The sequence below is a fragment of the Acinetobacter sp. Root1280 genome, assembly GCF_001425285.1.
Classification (GTDB): domain Bacteria; phylum Pseudomonadota; class Gammaproteobacteria; order Pseudomonadales; family Moraxellaceae; genus Acinetobacter; species Acinetobacter guillouiae.
The window spans coordinates 343,123-359,737 of sequence record NZ_LMED01000012.1 but is presented as its reverse complement, the minus strand read 5'-3'; the positions used below and the strand labels follow the sequence as shown (position 1 = coordinate 359,737).

Sequence of the window (16,615 nt, the reverse complement as noted above, 5' to 3'; positions counted from 1 at the left end):
GAAATCTTAATTTGGGTTTTCCTGTTGTTTTAACGGGGGAGTTAAAATTTAGTAAAAATGTATAGCTGCTTGATGGAGCGCAAATTTTGCTACAATTTAGCGTTGAGCTGATTTGGCTATTCATTTCGCACAGTAAATCAATGTTGTTGTCTTTATGATGAATGCAAGTTGATTTAGATATGTATACAATAGTGTCAGTTTAATATGACATACATTTTGTTTAGTGAATATCTATGACTCAACAACAAGCAATCAAAAAGTCAAAATCATCGAAATTAAGTGCTTTATCTAAAGTCTTTTTGTACAGTAAAAAACTGGTATCAGGAACATCTGCTGTTGCAGAAGGCTTTTATCTGGTTTACCGCCATCAACTCTATAAAGATCCGAATAATCCTAAAAATACCCGTTATGTTCAGTATTTTTGTCGCCGTTTAAGTGAAGTATTTAATGTCGACGTGCGTGTACATGGCGATATTCCGCGTGAACCAGCATTGTGGGTGAGTAATCATATTTCATGGTTGGATATTGCTGTTTTAGGTTCAGGGGCACGGGTATTCTTTTTAGCGAAAGCTGAAATTGAAAAATGGCCAGTTTTTGGCAATTTGGCTAAAGGTGGTGGAACCTTATTTATTAAACGTGGTTCAGGGGATTCGGTGCGTATTCGAGAGCAAATCGCTGAGTTCTTAAGTAAAGATATTCCAGTGTTGTTTTTCCCTGAAGCAACGACCACTGATGGTTCAAAAGTTAAAAAAGTACATGGTCGGATCTTAGGTGCGGCAATCGAAGCCAAGAAACCCGTACAAGTATGTGTGATTTGCTATGTAAATCAACATGGGCAATTAGATACCGTAGTGCCTTTTATTGGCGAAACCACATTTGTCGAACATGTCCAAGCTGTGCTAGAAATGCCAAAGGTTGTAGCGCATCTCAAAACCTTTCCGGCGATTGCAACAGAAGGGCATACGGTTGAAAGTCTGACGCAACAAGTGCAAGTGATGATGCAAAAAGGTTTGGAAGATCTACAGAAAGAAGTCCTAACAGATTAACGATCTATTCAAAATGATGTCTCTGACTGTTTTGAATAGGCCAAGGGAAGCTGTCTGCGAGAGTGTGTAGGTTTATAAAACGTCTTTACTCAGCAGGCAGAATATTTGTCACTGGAGCATAGTCATAACGAGGATTGTTCGAAAAAGAAAAAGTTAGGACGCCTGATTCCAGATTCAAAAATACAGTGAAGGCATTATTTTTTCTCAACGATATTGCCTCACTCATGCTCAACGTTTTTTAGATATTATACCGATCAATATTATTAACTTGACATAAATAAAATGGTTTTTGCTTTTTCCATCAGCCGATTTTACCTGACATCGCTATCGCGTTTGGCGGCATGGATGCCGCCGTTGGTCAAGGGCGATAAGGATATCCCCTTTGACCAACAAAGGGCTTTTGCTACTTTTCGCCCGAGAAAAGTAGAGCATCGCCTACGCAAATCGATCTAAACTTTTCTCAAAATATAAGGCAGTGAAAACACCATGTATTATGCAAATTTTCATGAATGGTCTTACTTTGCTTATTCAGTGCTTATACCATATATGTGAAACTATTCAGGATTACATAAAGCCCTCAATCGGCAACCAAGAAATCACCTTAATTCCTGCTTTTTGCCACCACTTCATTTTTGGCTCTTTTCTTAAAGTGACAATGCCTTGAGGCGTTTCTTTGAGCCAGTTGATTTTATTCTGTGAATCTAAAACCAGCTTATAAGCATATTTTTTTAAATTATCGTCCATAGTTTTATGTACAGCAATCGCCAACGGTGGACTATTGATAATGACCCCAATCTCAGTATTTAAGTTGGCTGAACGTGGGTCGAAATTAAATGAGCCAATAAACACTTGTTTATTATCTACAGCCATCAGTTTGGCATGCAAGCTAGAACGGCTTAAGCCTTTTAAGCTAACTTTGGCTTTCTTTGAGATTTCTTCTGAATTGGCATAGAGATTCTCTTCAGAAACGGCAGGCAGAAACTCATAAAGCTCGACACCATTTTTTAATAAATTATCTCGATATTTTGCATAAAATGCATGCACCAACGCGACATCATTGGCTTTAAATGAGTTGGTCAGGACACGTACTTTAACGCCCTCATCTGCCAACTCAACCAGTTTCTTTGCCCCTTTTTTTTGCGGAACAAAATAAGCAGAAATCAGATCGACATTTTGAGTCGGGATATCTAAGCGCTTCACCATTTGGAAGTTAAGATGCTGTTCTTTTTTGGCCTTGGCCTGAATTTTATCAGGAGCATCTTTGACCACCTCTGCTTTGACCCAATCTAGTTGAATATTCTGATTGAGCCACTGATCAAAAGCATGGGTGCGATTACTTAAATTCAAATAATTTTGAACCGTAATTTCTTGGTAATGATGGGTTAATTGTTCTTTTAGGCTGTCATAACGTAAGGTGTAGGTACTGTGATTGACAATATTTCTCACCGGATAAGCGTAGCTATGATTCCAGTATTCGTCAAAGGAGTGGGTAATATCATCTACCGCTTGACCCACCAGCATGACATCTACATCTGAAAATTGGTAATTATCACTGACGTTATAATATTGATTACTCATATTACGCCCGCCAATTAATGAAATTTGATTGTCAGCAGTAAAGGTCTTGTTATGCATGCGACGATTGATACGTTTTAAATCCAGCACCATGTCTATGGGGCGAATACTTCTAAAACGGTAAGGGTTAAATAGTTTTACTTCAATGTTTGGGTGTTGATCTAAGGCGAGATAAACCCCTTCCATTTGTTTAGCATTATTATCATCAATCAGTAAACGAACTTTAACACCGCGATCTGCGGCTTCAATAATTTTGTATAAAGCCAATGAGCCAATTTTGTCATTGTCCCAAATGTAATATTGCAAATCTAAAGTTTTTTGTGCTTTTTCAATTAAATTGATGCGTGCTGCGATTGCTTCCAGCGGATCATAAAGAACGTGATAACCGGTTAACTCAGGGTTTTGCGCTTTTAATGGAGAAATAATTTGCGCCAAAGGGGTGTCTTTGGTGTCTATATCGTAGGCATATTCGGGTTTAATATTTTCTTGTCGAGGTAGGGTTGAGCAGGCAGAAAGGCTGAGTAATAGGCAAGAACCGATCATCACCCAATATTTTGAAGCATGGTGATTGTGAGCTTTTTGCTGTAATTGGGTATTACGATTGATCGTTCTTTGCATAATATTTTCTAAGATTTCTCAGAGCTAGAGTATAATTGCCTGAGGATATATTGACAATTCGTCGATGTTTGCCGAAATGCAATCCATTTATGAAATGCCAATGTAGCCTTTTCAAAAGATAAATAAAGAGATGACAAGTACACGCGACTTGCGAGATTGAATATGTTTCCAACCCTAACTGTTACATCAATTTTTTATCTCTGCTTCATTGTGCTTGCGATATGGGGAATAAGCCAAGCCTGGTTAAGTCAATCTAGAACTGAAACGATCCATCCTTTTAAGTCTTTCGTCCATTTACTGGCATTCTACCTGTCTTATTTATTAATTCCGTTGTTATTTTTTAGCATTTATGCAGGTTATATCGGAAAATTCTCACTACACGAAAGTATTTTTATTTTCTTGCTTAGTGCATTGCTGATTTATGCACGCTTTATTGAACCACATCGGGTTCATGTTCAGCATATACAATATTCGTTGGGGCAGGAGAAAGCCTTTACTCAACCGATTAAAGTTGCGTTGCTTGCAGATTTACACATTGGTCTGTTTTCTGGACATGAGCGTCAGCTTAAAACAATTGTCAAAAAAATTAATTTGGCTCAACCCGATTTTGTCGTGGTTGCAGGGGATTGGACCTATGAACCTGAAAATAAATTGGTTGAAGAATTGGCGATTTTAAAAGAGATCGAAGCTCCGGTTTATTCAGTAAATGGTAATCATGATGAGCAGTATCCAGGACCACCGATTCAAGCCTTATTGGCCAGTGCCTTAGAGGCCAATAACGTGATGGATATTGAAGGTAAAATTGTTGAATTTGATGATTTTCGCTTAATTGGTGTTGGGGACTTATGGGCAGGCAAGGCGGATATGCGTTATATGCCCGATTTACCTCAAGACAAGCCGTGGTTAATTTTGTCACATAACCCCGATACGGTAGATATGGTGCCACAGTTGCCTACACGTCCGTTGATGCTGTCAGGGCATACACATGGCGGGCAAGTTGAATTGCCGTGGTTGACCAGTTATGTGATGAAAAAAGTTTCTATCCTTGGTCATAAACGAGGCTTGTATCAGCATGAAAATGCCGATGTATTTGTCAGTGTCGGTACCGGTATGGTGGGTGTACCTTTTCGGTTTAGAGTACCACCAACCATTGATATTATTGAGCTGAGTTAAATTTCATACTGATCAATCATGTTTTAAAATAGTAAAAGGCTGCAATCCCAATCAAAACAAGAAACCCAATCAATAACAGCATGCTGCTGGACTTATTCTGATGACTCAAGTCTTCCACCCCTGAGGTTTGAACCGAAGCGTGAGTAGGGCTTGTTGAATCATAAGATGAAGACTTTGCTTGTGATGAGGTATTTTGCGTCTGTCCTTGCATAAAGTTTTCGGCAAATTTGGATAAAGCATCTGGTTGAGTCAAATCGATTTGGAATTGTTTTTTGATCTCTTGCCAGTCGGGATGTTGATCATTGATTTCAATGGTCTTACCATCCTGATTGGTCATTTTCACCGTACTAGATGAAAAGTTGAATTCAAAAGATTTGCTTTCATTTTTTATATTCGGCATTTCTCCCGATAAAATTTGAGGGTTTGCTTTAAAAGCCTGAAGCGCATCTGGTGATTCATGCAGGATGCGGACTAAATTTTTTGCTGCGGTTGGATCTAGCTGAAGGTGTGCAATAAGGAATTGTTCAGCCTGTTCTGTTTGATGGTGTTCAAGCAGATCAAGCAATGTTTGTAATTGTGTTTGATTCAATTGGTACATACGCATCTCGAATAATTTAAATGATGAGAACAATAGCGTTTAGTTGAATGGCTTTCTTTTGACTGTTTTAAACTTTATTAATCATCCTGCATTGCATATTCAATTTTATTGCCGTGTTAAATTTTATCGCGGTGTTGCATCTTATTGCTTGATAAAAAATTGATAGGCAATCACAGCAACAATCACAATCACAACAAGCATAAAAATAGGTAAGCCTTTTTTCTTGGTTTGATCTTCAATACCGACAGGTTGGGTTGTTGCGCTGGATGGGCGGGGAATTGGTTGAACATTATGTGTCGAATTGACAGCACTATCACGTGCTTTGGCTTTCATCGCAGCAATATAGGCAGCAGCCGAATCATATGTTTCACCTTGTGTAAAATGACGCATAATTTCATCCCAGTCAGGATGATGTTCATCAATCAACACTTTTTGATGATCTTGATATAACACATAGATTTCACCAGTTTCAAAATTTGACTGAATTGTCTTATAGCGAGGATGCTGACTGTCATAAAAATCATCATCGAACTGAAACTGATTGATTGCTAAATTGGGATTTTCAGTGAGCTGTTCTACAAAGTCTTTGGCATCTTTTAGCCCAAGGTTTGAATTTTCCATGACCAGTTTAATCGCTTCAATTTTACGATTTTGTTGGATTAGGGAAAGGATGTCTTGTTGAGGAATTTGCAAGTGTATATCACGGGAACTATCACTTTGAGCTGTATCTGCAAATGCGAAGTTGTATGCGTTTTCTGTCAGATTTTCTACATAATCCTTGGCTTCTTTTAAGCCTAAATCTGAATGGTCTTTGACCCATTTAACTGCTTCAACTTTACGACCTTGTTGAATCAGTAACAGAATTTCTTGTCGTTGTTGTGGGTTAAAGTTTGGCATCATGCACCTTTCATTATTGGTTTAATCATCAATGAATATTGATCAACAACAGACCCTAATCATAGAATTAATTCAATTTTTATTACAAATTGATGCCAAATAAAAGTAGTAATTTGTGTGCGAATAGGCAATATTTTAAAACTGTCATAAAACTTTGCTATTGTAAAAGTCATAATATTTATAACCTTAAAAGAGGGCTTGGCCATGACTCGTGATTTTGAAAAATTCCCAGAAGATGATAACGGTAATCTACTTTGGCAAATGCACGAAGATGGTGATGATTTAGAAGAGGTACATGAAATCGAGTTTTCTGTGTATTTTAAAACACAAGAACTTGCTGAAAAATGTGCAATCTATCTTTTACACGAAGAGCAAAAAATTTCGCTGTATTTGGATGAAGAAGTGCAGCCTAATGAATGGGTGATTACGGTTTATGTTCATCTGATTCCAGACTACGAAGATGTTGTTGATTTAGAGCAATGGTTTAGTAAAATTGCTGAGCAGTTTGAAGGTGAATATGATGGTTGGGGATGTACAACCTATATATTTGATGATGAAGACGATGAAGAATAATGGTCTTTAGACGACGCATATTGTTTTAAAAGCATATCCTTGTTGATATGCTTTTTTTTAAGTTTCAGACTACTCAAACCATACAAATGAAAGCTTTGTACAGCGCTAAACTTGATTTTCAACAACAATAATAGTCAAGGATATGAGTATGAGTAATACGGTAAAGTTGCATCGCGTTTTTAGTGCACCACCAGAGCGAGTCTATAAAGCTTTCTTAGACCCAGATGCAATTGTAAAGTGGATGCCTCCACATGGTTTTACAGCAAAACTTCATCAAATGGATGCAACGGTTGGTGGTTCTTATCGAATGTCATTTACCAATTTCTCTACAGGTACAATCCATTCATTTGGTGGAACTTATGCAGAGCTGATTCCCAACCAACGCATACGATATTTTGATCGATTTGATAATCCTGAACTCGCTGGCGAAATTGAAGTAATCATTGAAATAAAAGGTGTGCTTGTCGGAACGGAAGTCAATATTACCCAGTCAGGTATTCCTAAAGTGATTCCTGTTGAGGCTTGTTATTTGGGATGGCAAGAGTCTTTGCAATTACTTGGTCTCTTGGTCAATCCAACAATTCCAGATCAATAAACTCGAGTGAGTGACCTATAAACTATCGCTATAGATCTGCTTTGGTATTTATATCATTCATCTATCATCCATTAAACGGGCAATACAATTCAATCATTGCTTGCCTGAGTAAGCACCAAGCCTCGCCTATGTTTGCAGGCTAAGCTGTGATGGGGGACAATGTGTTTTTATTCCCACATTGTCACTTTACACAACCATATTTCTCATCATTTGGAATAATTTTAGAATAACTTCGGTTCGGAATAACAATGACGATTTATAGCAAACGAATTTATGATGCGGTTTCAGAAACAGATGGTCAACGAATTTTGGTTGATCGTTTGTGGCCACGTGGTATTAAAAAAGATGATGCTAAGATTGACTTATGGCCGAAAGAAATTACCCCGTCCAATGAACTCAGAAAATGGTATCACGAGGATAGCGAAAACCGTTGGGATGAGTTTCAACAACGTTATCGCGTTGAATTATCACAGGTTACAGTACAATTAGAAGAGCTGCGGAAACTTATAGCACAAGGTCCTATAACCTTATTAACGGCGGCCAAAAATCAAGGGCGAAATCATGTCAGTGTTTTGTTGGATGTTCTAAATCATAAAGCCTAGTTTTATTGATCGCGGTTGATTTTAAATTATTCCTTATATTTATTATGGTTTTTAAGTTGATGAAAAATCTTAAAATGCTATGATTGTGATTTGAACCGAAGTTGAGCTTATTATGTCTTTGCCACATTGTCCAAAATGTAATTCAGAATATACCTATCAAGATAGCGATTTATTGATTTGCCCAGAATGTAGTTATGAATGGAAAGATGGCGAGCAAGTAACAGCAGATGACAGCGTGACGATTAAAGATGCTGTTGGCAATATCTTGGCAGATGGCGATTCAGTGACAGTGATTAAAGACTTAAAAATTAAAGGTTCTTCTGCAGTGGTTAAAGTAGGAACCAAAGTCAAAAGTATTCGTTTACTGGTAGACAGTAATGATGGGCATGATATTGATTGTAAAATTGATGGTATTGGTCCCATGAAGTTAAAGTCAGAATTTGTGAAAAAAGCTTAATTTTTTTGAGGTTCATCAATGATCACAGCAATTCAACTGTGATCATTTTTTTGTCTATATCATTTTTCTCGAATGATAATTTTTGAGGTTAGTTCTGCTTTGGAGCGAACGCCCAACTTTTTCATTAAATTTGCTTTATGTACTTCTATGGTCCGATGCGACAGCTCTAATTTTCGTGCAATTTCTTTACAGGTAAATCCATTGACAATCAATTGGGTAATTTCTGATTCACGTTTAGTCAATTTTTGCTTAGAAGACAGCACCTGATCTTTACGTTCAAAATGCCAGACCATTAATTTAAAGGGATCTTCAGGTGTTAAGGTTTGCCCATGGGTATGTGTCCAAAAGATTTCGCCATTTTTGTGCTGCATAAAGCGCTGATCAGAATAATAATGGCTTTTTTTTAACAATAAGCTTTGCAATGCATCATTCCCGACCTTTTCATAATCTTCAAGGCTAGGAAAAATTTTGACTATGGATTGCTCAATTAATTCACCACGCTCATAGCCAAATAGATTGGCAAATGCAGCATTCATTTCCATCATGTGTCGATAACTTAATACAACAATCGGTGCAGGGCTAAAATCAAATGCGATTTTATTATAGTTCATAATAAGCATCCTTACTTAGTATAATAATGAATATAACGTGATAGCGAGAAATAACAAGTATTCGATCGTTGATTTTTTATAATATGATGAAAACTAAATAGATTATTTTTGTGTTGTTATACATATAAACTTAGCATTTTGAATAGTTTGTAATGGATCACATTTTTTATATTTAACTTTAGTCTATATTGGTATGTTTTTATATAAGTAATTGTATTTAAATTATTTATTAAATTTTAAAAACTACTTAAGTAATTAAGGGTGTTGACTGAAAAAAGCAATTGATTCACATTGATGATGAGAGGCACTCAGGTTATTTAGAATTTTTTATTAGGATAAATCAATATTAATCTTGGCTTCTTATTTTAAGTTATTTGTGTAAAAAGAATTAGATCACCTTAATGAATATAATCAGGATGGATTATCTCTAAGGTGGTGAATGGATGACAATACTAAGAATTGGGCGAGGTAGCGATGGAGCATATACAAGGATCAAGTCCTCAACAACCGAAAAAGTCTTCACACCGTCTGGCGGGTATCTCCAGCATGGTCGGAACGACAATCGAGTGGTACGACTTTTTTATTTACGGTGCAGCCGCAGCATTAATTTTCAATAAACTGTTTTTCCCCAATCTTGATCCATTAACAGGTGTATTGGCCGCGTTTGCCACATACGCTGTTGGCTTTATTGGACGTCCGTTGGGAGGCATTATCTTTGGTCATTTTGGAGACAAAATTGGTCGGAAAACCATGCTGCTAACCACGCTGATTATGATGGGGATTCCTACCGTTTTAATTGGCCTATTGCCAACCTACGAAAGTATTGGATATTGGGCGACATTTTTTCTGGTGATTTTGCGTTTTGTTCAAGGTATGGCAATGGGCGGCGAGTGGGGCGGTGCCGTGTTGATGGCTGTGGAGCATGCTCCTGAAGGCGGTAAAGGCTTTTGGGGCAGTCTACCTCAAGCAAGTGCTGGTGGTGGTTTAATGTTGGCCTCTATCGCATTGGGTTTGGTTTCACTTTTACCCGAAGCAAGTCTATTTAGTTGGGGCTGGCGTCTGCCTTTCCTTGCCAGCATTTTATTGTTAGGTGTGGGTTGGTATATCCGTGTCAAAGTGCCTGAGTCACCCGATTTTGAAAAAGTAAAACAACAAGCACAAGAAGTTAAAGTTCCAGCAATGCAGGTCTTTAAAAATCATCCACGCGAATTACTCACGATTATCTTTGCCCGTGCTGCTGAAAATGCATGGTTTTATATTGCCTCTACTTTTGCCTTAGCCTACACCACAACCAAGTTGGGTATTCCTCGCCAAGACATTTTGTTTGCAACGATTTGTGGTGCAGGCTTAATCATGGTGATGACGCCATTGTGTGGACATCTATCCGACAAAGTTGGGCAGCGTAATATGTTTATGTTTGGTCTAGTGGTCCTTGCATTGTATTGCTATCCGTTCTTTAGCATGTTGGATACCAAGGACCCAGTCTTGGTATGGACCGCAATTGTTTTAGCAATCGGCGTGGTGTTTCCGATCATGTATGCGCCACAGTCTCAGTTATTTGCTCGACAGTTTCCTGCCGAAATTCGCTACAGTGGTATCTCGATTTCAGTTCAATTCGCAGGTGTATTAGGCGGTGGACTCGCACCATTGATCGCCACCAAACTACTAAGTATTGGTAATGGTAGCCCGCATTTGATTATTACCTACATCATGAGCATGGCGATTTTCGCAATCTTCTGTAGCTTCTTTATGAAGCGTGATGATCTTAGCCCCGCGAGACAACGTAAATCAGTGAAAAGCAAATTGTCTGTTTAATGCAAAGCAGTGATTTAAAGCACAGCATTGCAATCAATCATTCAATTTACCACGCTTAATTTTCAGGAATGAATATGAATATTTCCTTTATCAGTCTTGGGAATATGGGGCTTTCTCGCCAAAACGGTCATGGAAAGACCGACTTCAGTAGCATTTTAAATTTAGTTTCAGTATCAGCGTGAAGGAAAAATCAGGATGAATACTTTGATCGGACATTATATTTCAGGCCGTCATATCACAGAAACTCAACATTCAGGCCCAGTATTTAATCCCTCTACGGGTGAAGAAATTGCGCGTTGTGCTTATGGTGATGCAACAGTGATTGATACTGCGGTGAAAGCCGCCACATCAGCAAATGCAAAAAAATGGGCAAAAGCTTCACATGCTACACGCTTGCAAGTTCTATTTAAATTACGTGAATTAATGATTGCCAAAACGGCTGAATTGGCAGAAATCATTGGTCGTGAACATGGCAAAACCATTGCCGATGCAATCGGTGAAATTGGCCGTGCGATTGAAGGAATTGAATTTGCTTGTAATGCCCCACAGATTACTAAGGGTGAATATGCACGTAATGTTGCTGGCGACATCGATGTGTTTTCTGTACGGGTTCCTGTGGGTGTGGTGGGATGTATTACCCCGTTTAATTTTCCCATCATGATTCCTGCTGTCATGATGGCAATGGCTGTTTCTGTGGGGAATTCAGTAGTTTGGAAACCGTCTGAAAAAGTGCCCTCGGCTGCATTATTTTTTGCAGAGTTATGGAAAGAAGCGGGTCTTCCAGACGATGTATTTAATGTTGTACAAGGGGATAAAACAGCAGTCGATGCATTACTTGAACATCCTGAAATCGCGGCTGTGAGCTTTGTGGGCTCTACACAGATTGGTGAATATGTTTACCAAAAAGGCACCTCACATAACAAACGTGTTGCAGCATTTACTGGCGGGAAAAATCACATGGTGGTGATGCCTGATGCCGATCTTGAAGCGGCTGCAAATGCCTTTGTTTCAGCAGGGTTTGGTTCAGCCAGTCAGCGTTGTATGGCGGTATCACTGCTGATTCCCGTAGGTGCTGAAACGGCAGATCACTTACGCCAACGTATCGTAGAAAAAATCAAAGCATTGAAAGTTGGCGCATACAATGATCCGACTGCAGATTTTGGTGCGGTGATTAGTGCGCAATCGCAACAATCTGTTTTAAAGGCAATTGATCAATGTATTGCAGATGGTGCTGAGTTGGTGGTGGATGGTCGTGATTTTAAACATCCAGAGTATGCCAATGGCTATTATATCGGACCAACTTTATTTGATTATTTATCTATGGATATGGATTTTTATCAACAAGAGGTTTTTGGCCCAGCGCGAGGAATTTTACGCGTCAATAGTTTAGATGAGGCAATTGCTGTGACCAATAGCCATGAATATGGCAATGGTTCGGTGATTTTTACCCGTGATGGAAAGTCAGCACATCGCTTCTTTATGGAAGTTGAGTCGGGCATGATTGGTGTTAATGTGCCTGTACCACTCCCAGTGAGTTATTTTAACTTTGGTGGTTTGCGACGTTCAAAATTTGGTGAGTCGCATTTATATGGTCCAGATGCCGCTCGTTTCTATACCAAGTTAAAATCTGTTTCACAAAAATGGCCTGATCCTGAACAACAAGATCAAGCCATTTCTTTGGCATTTAAAATCACTTAATTGATTCCATGTCGATGATCAGCCAGCAGATGCTGGCTTTTTTAGGTGTGAGTGAAAGTGAGATAATCACTTTATCTATAGAGTCAGTCATTTTATCAAAAGAATTTTGACCCGAAATTCATTTGTATTCAGGGTATGGTAGCTTTCCAAAACTATACCGAATCAGCCATCAAAGCGTAAATATTTAAATCTCGGTTTATATTTTTAGACATCCTTTTCTACTTCGTAATATTGTTACATTGTTTTTAGCAATTTAAGTATGCCAACTATCTCATTATATGTTTTAACAATATACAAAAAAATGCTCAAGATTTACGTTACTTATGTTAAATGTATTGATTGGTTTATGACTAAATACGAGTAAGTTAAGTTTGGGAGATAATTTCATTTATGGACGCTAAATATAAATTTTTAATTATAAAAAAATTAAAGTTATTTGATTTTTCTGCCTATTTTTATGGCGAAGAATGGATTTGAGTACATTAAGTAAACGTAATTTTATTACGGTAAAAATAAACAAAATTTAGAAGGGGTAAGTGTAGTGGCATGATATTCGCTTTGTATTTAATACTGTTATATCGTTCAATTTTTCACTATTGTTAATTTAACGTTCTGGTTCGGCACCAAAGCAGCAATCGACAGGATGATGGTGCTGCCAGTATTCTGTTTAAATAATTTGATGAATAAAAATACATAGGTGTGAATTTGGAATCCAAGCTTTTACAATTTGCGTTGTTGGTCGGTGCAATGGGTTGTGGGGAAATGGCGATTGCGAAAACGCCTGCACAACCGAATAAAATCCTGAATTTGGCTTTTGAAGCACCAGATGATGGTTTTGATATGGTGAAAACCTATAATTTCTACAGTGGAAATATAGCAGAGGCGATATTTGAACCCTTACTCAAATATGATTATCTGGCTCGTCCCGTGGTATTGGTGCCCAATACGGCACAAGCATTGCCAAAAATAGAACAAGAGGGCAAGGTCTATACTTTTAAAATACAACCCGGCATTTATTTTACCGATGATCCTGCGTTCAAAGGCAAACGACGTGAATTGACTGCCCAAGATTATATTTATTCGATTCAACGTGTGAGTGATCCGAAAAACCATTCGCCTACCTATTCTTTTATTGATGGCAAAATCCAAGGTTTAGAGCAAGTGGTTGCCAATGCGAAAAAGACAGGCAAGTTTAATTATGATGCGCCCATTGCAGGGCTTAAAGCTTTAGACAAATACACCCTGCAATTTACCTTAACCCGTGCAGATTATAATTTCCCTTATATTTTGGCCTATGTCACTTTTAGCGGAACAGCGCGTGAAGTTGTTGAGTTTTATGGTGATCGTATCGGGCAGCATCCTGTAGGTACAGGCGCTTATCAACTGAGTAAATACGTACCACGCAGTAAAATTGAGCTGGTGGCAAATCCTGACTATCGTGGCTTTATTTGGAATTATAAATCGACAGGAACGGCATGGGATAACCAACTTGTCAAAGAGATGTCGGGTAAAAAAATGCCTCAAGTCGGTAAGGTTGTCGTGAGTATTATTGAGGAAGAACAGTCAAGGTGGTTGGCGTTTAAGTCAGGCCAATTGGATTTTGACAAATTAACCTCAAATGCGGTTCCACAGGCTTTAAACGGCACACAATTAAAACCAGAACTTAAACAACAGGGCATTCAACATTTTCCCAATAAAGACCCTGAAATCACCTATACCATGTTCAATATGAAAGATCCGATTGTGGGGGGGTATAGTCTAGACAAAATAGCACTACGCCGTGCCATTACATTGGCATATAACCAACAGGAAGCGATTAAGCAACTTTATAAAGGTCAAGCGGTTAGAGCTGAAATGTTGGTACCAGATGGGGTGCAAGGGCACAATGCTCAATATAGAAGTAGTATTGCCTATAATCCGTTATTGGCCAATAAATTACTGGATCGATTTGGTTATAAGAAAGGCAAAGATGGTTATCGAACTTTACCCAACGGGCAGTCGTTTACGCTGAAATATAATACTGAAAATAGCTCAAGCTCAGTCATTCATTCTGAGTTATGGAAGAAAAACTTAGATGCTATTGGGGTGCGAGTTGAGTTTAAGGTCAGTAATTTTGCCGATAATTTAAAAGAGGCCATGCAATGTAAACATATGATTTGGGGTGGGGCATGGATTGCTGATTTTCCTGAAGGAGAAAATTTTGCCCAATTGCTTTATGGTCCGAACTCAGGCAAAGGAAATTTAAGTTGCTATCAATCTAAAGCTTATGATGCACTGTATCAGCAAGCGTTAACTTTACCGCCACAACAACGAACGCCATTTTATGAAAAAATCAGTCGGCAGATAGAGGCAGATAACCCTTGGATTATTCATAGTACCCGTATTCGCAATTGGCTGTTGCAACCACAAGTTCAAGGCTATAAAGCACATCCAATGATCAATACCGTTTGGCAATACCTTGATGTTCAGCCAGTTAAAAAATAACCAGATGAAGTTGAATAAAATGATGAAGGATGATTTAAATCAAAAGTTAAAGCAGATTGGGGTCAGTGCATTCTTGGGCGGTATGCTCCTGACAGGCACGATGAATGTATTTGCCAAAAGCCCAGCGGATCCAAATAAAGTTTTACGTTATGTTTTCCCCGTTGCAGAAACGGGTTTTGATCCAGCAGGCACACAAGATCTTTATTCTGCGCATGTGCATAATTCAATATTTGAAGGCTTATATACCTACGATTATTTAGCAACACCCGCCAAATTAGTACCCCGTACCGCGGTAAGCCTGCCTGAAGTCAGTGCTGATGGTTTAACCTATACTTTTAAAATTCAAAAAGGAATTTATTTTGCCAAAGATCCTGTATTTAAAGGCAAAGCACGTGAATTAACCGCGCAAGACTATGTTTATTCTTATAAACGGTTGTTAGACCCAAGTTTGCATTCGCCCAATAGTTGGTTGTTTGATGACAAAATTCTAGGCATGGACAAAGTGCTTGAGCAAGCTAAAAAAACAGGCAAGTTTAATTATGATTTACCTGTTGCAGGGCTTCAGGCCACAGATCGTTATACCTTGGTGATTAAACTAAAACAAGTGGATCAAAACTTCCCAATGCTGTTGGCACATCAACCAGCTGGCGCAGTTGCACGAGAAGTGATTGAACACTATCGAGATCGGTCTGGTTTTGCCATGGCCCATCCTGTCGGAACGGGTCCCTATGTCTTGGCAAAATGGACACCTGGCTCACGGATTATCCTGAAAGCCAATCCAGATTATCGTGGTTATGTTTGGGATTTCAAAGCATCCACGCCAGAAGATCAAAAAATTGTAGATGCGATGAAAGGCAAAAAAATGCCGCAAATCGGTGTGGTCGATATTCAAGTGATGGAAGAATCACAATCACGCTGGTTATCATTTAGTAAAGATGAAACTGATTTATTTGTGCTGGATGGTGATCTCAGTGTTCAAGCCATCCAAGACGGTCAGCTTAAACCCGAACTTGCCAAAAAAGGTATTCAACTTTCCCGTATTGCTGATCCTTCAATTGATTATTATTACTGGAATATGCAAAACCCTGTTGTTGGTGGTTTGAGTAAAGAAAAAATTGCTTTACGCCGTGCCATGGCAATGGCCTTTTCACCTGATAATCAAATTAAGATTTTGATGAAGGGTGATGCACAGCGCTTACAATTCCCTATCCCTTATGGGGTGATTGGGCATGATCCAAATTATAAAACCAGTATTCCTTATTCCGTCAAAGCGGCCAATTTACTGTTAGATCGTTATCACTATAAGGTTGCTGCCGATGGCTGGCGTACCTTGCCGAATGGCAAACCCTTGCTGATCGAATTAACTGTTTATGGAAATAGTACACGTAGTCAGCAAAGTGCTGAATTTTGGAAAAAGACCTTAGACAATATCAAGGTCAAAATGACCACCAAATCCTTGCCTTTTGCGGAAGGTTTAAAAGCTGAAAAACAATGCAAAACCATGTTTAAGGGATCAGCTTGGATTGCTGACTATCCCGATGCCGATAACTTTATGCAGCTGTTTTATGGAAAGAATATCCATGCAACCAATAGTGCATGCATGAAAATTCCTGAATATGATCGCTTATATGAACAAACCCAAAAATTGAAACCGGGTCCTGAGCGTGATGCTTTATATCATAAGATGGCGCGGATATTAGAAGTGTATATGCCGGTACAAATGGCATCGACGCGTTATCGCAATGCTTTGGCGCAACCGCGTGTCATCGGCTTTAAAAAGCATCCGATTATTCCATCGGAATGGATGTATTTTGATATGAAAAAATAACCTCTATCAAAAGCTTAAAAATAAACAGATTGAAATTTGAAAATG

At 38.6% G+C, this 16,615-nt stretch carries 14 protein-coding genes; 10 read left to right on the top strand and 4 right to left on the bottom strand.

Features of this window, described 5'->3' with window-relative positions; translation table 11 throughout:
• Positions 1-233: 233 nt before the first annotated feature.
• Positions 234-1,046, top strand: coding sequence for a 1-acyl-sn-glycerol-3-phosphate acyltransferase (locus ASC84_RS11515; protein ID WP_056514743.1), 813 nt, complete (start codon positions 234-236; stop codon positions 1,044-1,046).
• 564 nt (positions 1,047-1,610) lie between these two features.
• Here ASC84_RS11515 and ASC84_RS11510 read toward each other — a convergent pair.
• Positions 1,611-3,239, bottom strand: coding sequence for a phospholipase D family protein (locus ASC84_RS11510; protein ID WP_004722927.1), 1,629 nt, complete (start codon positions 3,237-3,239; stop codon positions 1,611-1,613).
• 162 nt (positions 3,240-3,401) lie between these two features.
• Here ASC84_RS11510 and ASC84_RS11505 point away from each other — a divergent pair, with 162 nt between their 5' ends.
• Positions 3,402-4,412, top strand: coding sequence for a metallophosphoesterase (locus ASC84_RS11505; RefSeq protein ID WP_056514739.1), 1,011 nt, complete (start codon positions 3,402-3,404; stop codon positions 4,410-4,412).
• A gap of 16 nt (positions 4,413-4,428) precedes the next feature.
• Here ASC84_RS11505 and ASC84_RS11500 read toward each other — a convergent pair whose 3' ends face one another.
• Complete coding sequence (locus ASC84_RS11500; protein ID WP_056514736.1) at positions 4,429-5,010, bottom strand: hypothetical protein; 582 nt, start codon at positions 5,008-5,010, stop codon at positions 4,429-4,431.
• 141 nt (positions 5,011-5,151) lie between these two features.
• Positions 5,152-5,907 (bottom strand): ribosomal protein L7/L12, encoded by a 756-nt coding sequence (locus tag ASC84_RS11495; protein ID WP_056514733.1) that lies wholly within the window; start codon positions 5,905-5,907, stop codon positions 5,152-5,154.
• A 204-nt stretch (positions 5,908-6,111) separates the two neighbouring features.
• Here ASC84_RS11495 and ASC84_RS11490 point away from each other — a divergent pair, with 204 nt between their 5' ends.
• The 4 genes from ASC84_RS11490 to ASC84_RS11475 all read left to right on the top strand — a co-directional run bounded on the left by ASC84_RS11490 (position 6,112) and on the right by ASC84_RS11475 (position 8,134).
• Positions 6,112-6,480: a ribonuclease E inhibitor RraB gene (locus ASC84_RS11490; protein WP_004722917.1), complete on the top strand. Its 369-nt coding sequence runs from the start codon at positions 6,112-6,114 to the stop codon at positions 6,478-6,480.
• 148 nt (positions 6,481-6,628) lie between these two features.
• Complete coding sequence (locus ASC84_RS11485) at positions 6,629-7,075, top strand: SRPBCC family protein (protein WP_004722915.1); 447 nt, start codon at positions 6,629-6,631, stop codon at positions 7,073-7,075.
• Positions 7,076-7,323: 248 nt separating this feature from the next.
• Positions 7,324-7,677, top strand: a complete 354-nt coding sequence (locus ASC84_RS11480; RefSeq protein WP_004722913.1) for a DUF488 domain-containing protein — start codon at positions 7,324-7,326, stop codon at positions 7,675-7,677.
• Positions 7,678-7,789: 112 nt separating this feature from the next.
• Positions 7,790-8,134 (top strand): zinc ribbon domain-containing protein YjdM, encoded by a 345-nt coding sequence (locus ASC84_RS11475; protein WP_034610071.1) that lies wholly within the window; start codon positions 7,790-7,792, stop codon positions 8,132-8,134.
• Between the two features lie 59 nt (positions 8,135-8,193).
• Here the strand turns inward: ASC84_RS11475 and ASC84_RS11470 are convergent, their stop codons facing one another.
• Complete coding sequence (locus tag ASC84_RS11470) at positions 8,194-8,745, bottom strand: LuxR C-terminal-related transcriptional regulator (RefSeq protein WP_004722910.1); 552 nt, start codon at positions 8,743-8,745, stop codon at positions 8,194-8,196.
• Positions 8,746-9,219: 474 nt separating this feature from the next.
• Here ASC84_RS11470 and ASC84_RS11465 point away from each other — a divergent pair, with 474 nt between their 5' ends.
• The 4 genes from ASC84_RS11465 to ASC84_RS11450 all read left to right on the top strand — a co-directional run bounded on the left by ASC84_RS11465 (position 9,220) and on the right by ASC84_RS11450 (position 16,570).
• The gene (locus ASC84_RS11465; protein ID WP_056514730.1) at positions 9,220-10,560 is read left to right on the top strand and encodes an MFS transporter; all 1,341 of its coding nucleotides are present in this window, start codon (positions 9,220-9,222) and stop codon (positions 10,558-10,560) included.
• A gap of 195 nt (positions 10,561-10,755) precedes the next feature.
• Complete coding sequence (locus tag ASC84_RS11460; RefSeq protein WP_056514726.1) at positions 10,756-12,258, top strand: CoA-acylating methylmalonate-semialdehyde dehydrogenase; 1,503 nt, start codon at positions 10,756-10,758, stop codon at positions 12,256-12,258.
• A gap of 699 nt (positions 12,259-12,957) precedes the next feature.
• Positions 12,958-14,742, top strand: coding sequence for an ABC transporter substrate-binding protein (locus ASC84_RS11455; protein WP_056514721.1), 1,785 nt, complete (start codon positions 12,958-12,960; stop codon positions 14,740-14,742).
• Positions 14,743-14,824: 82 nt separating this feature from the next.
• A complete protein-coding gene (locus ASC84_RS11450) occupies positions 14,825-16,570 on the top strand; it encodes an ABC transporter substrate-binding protein (protein ID WP_227515144.1) in 1,746 nt (581 codons plus the stop codon).
• The last annotated feature ends 45 nt before the right edge of the window (positions 16,571-16,615 follow it).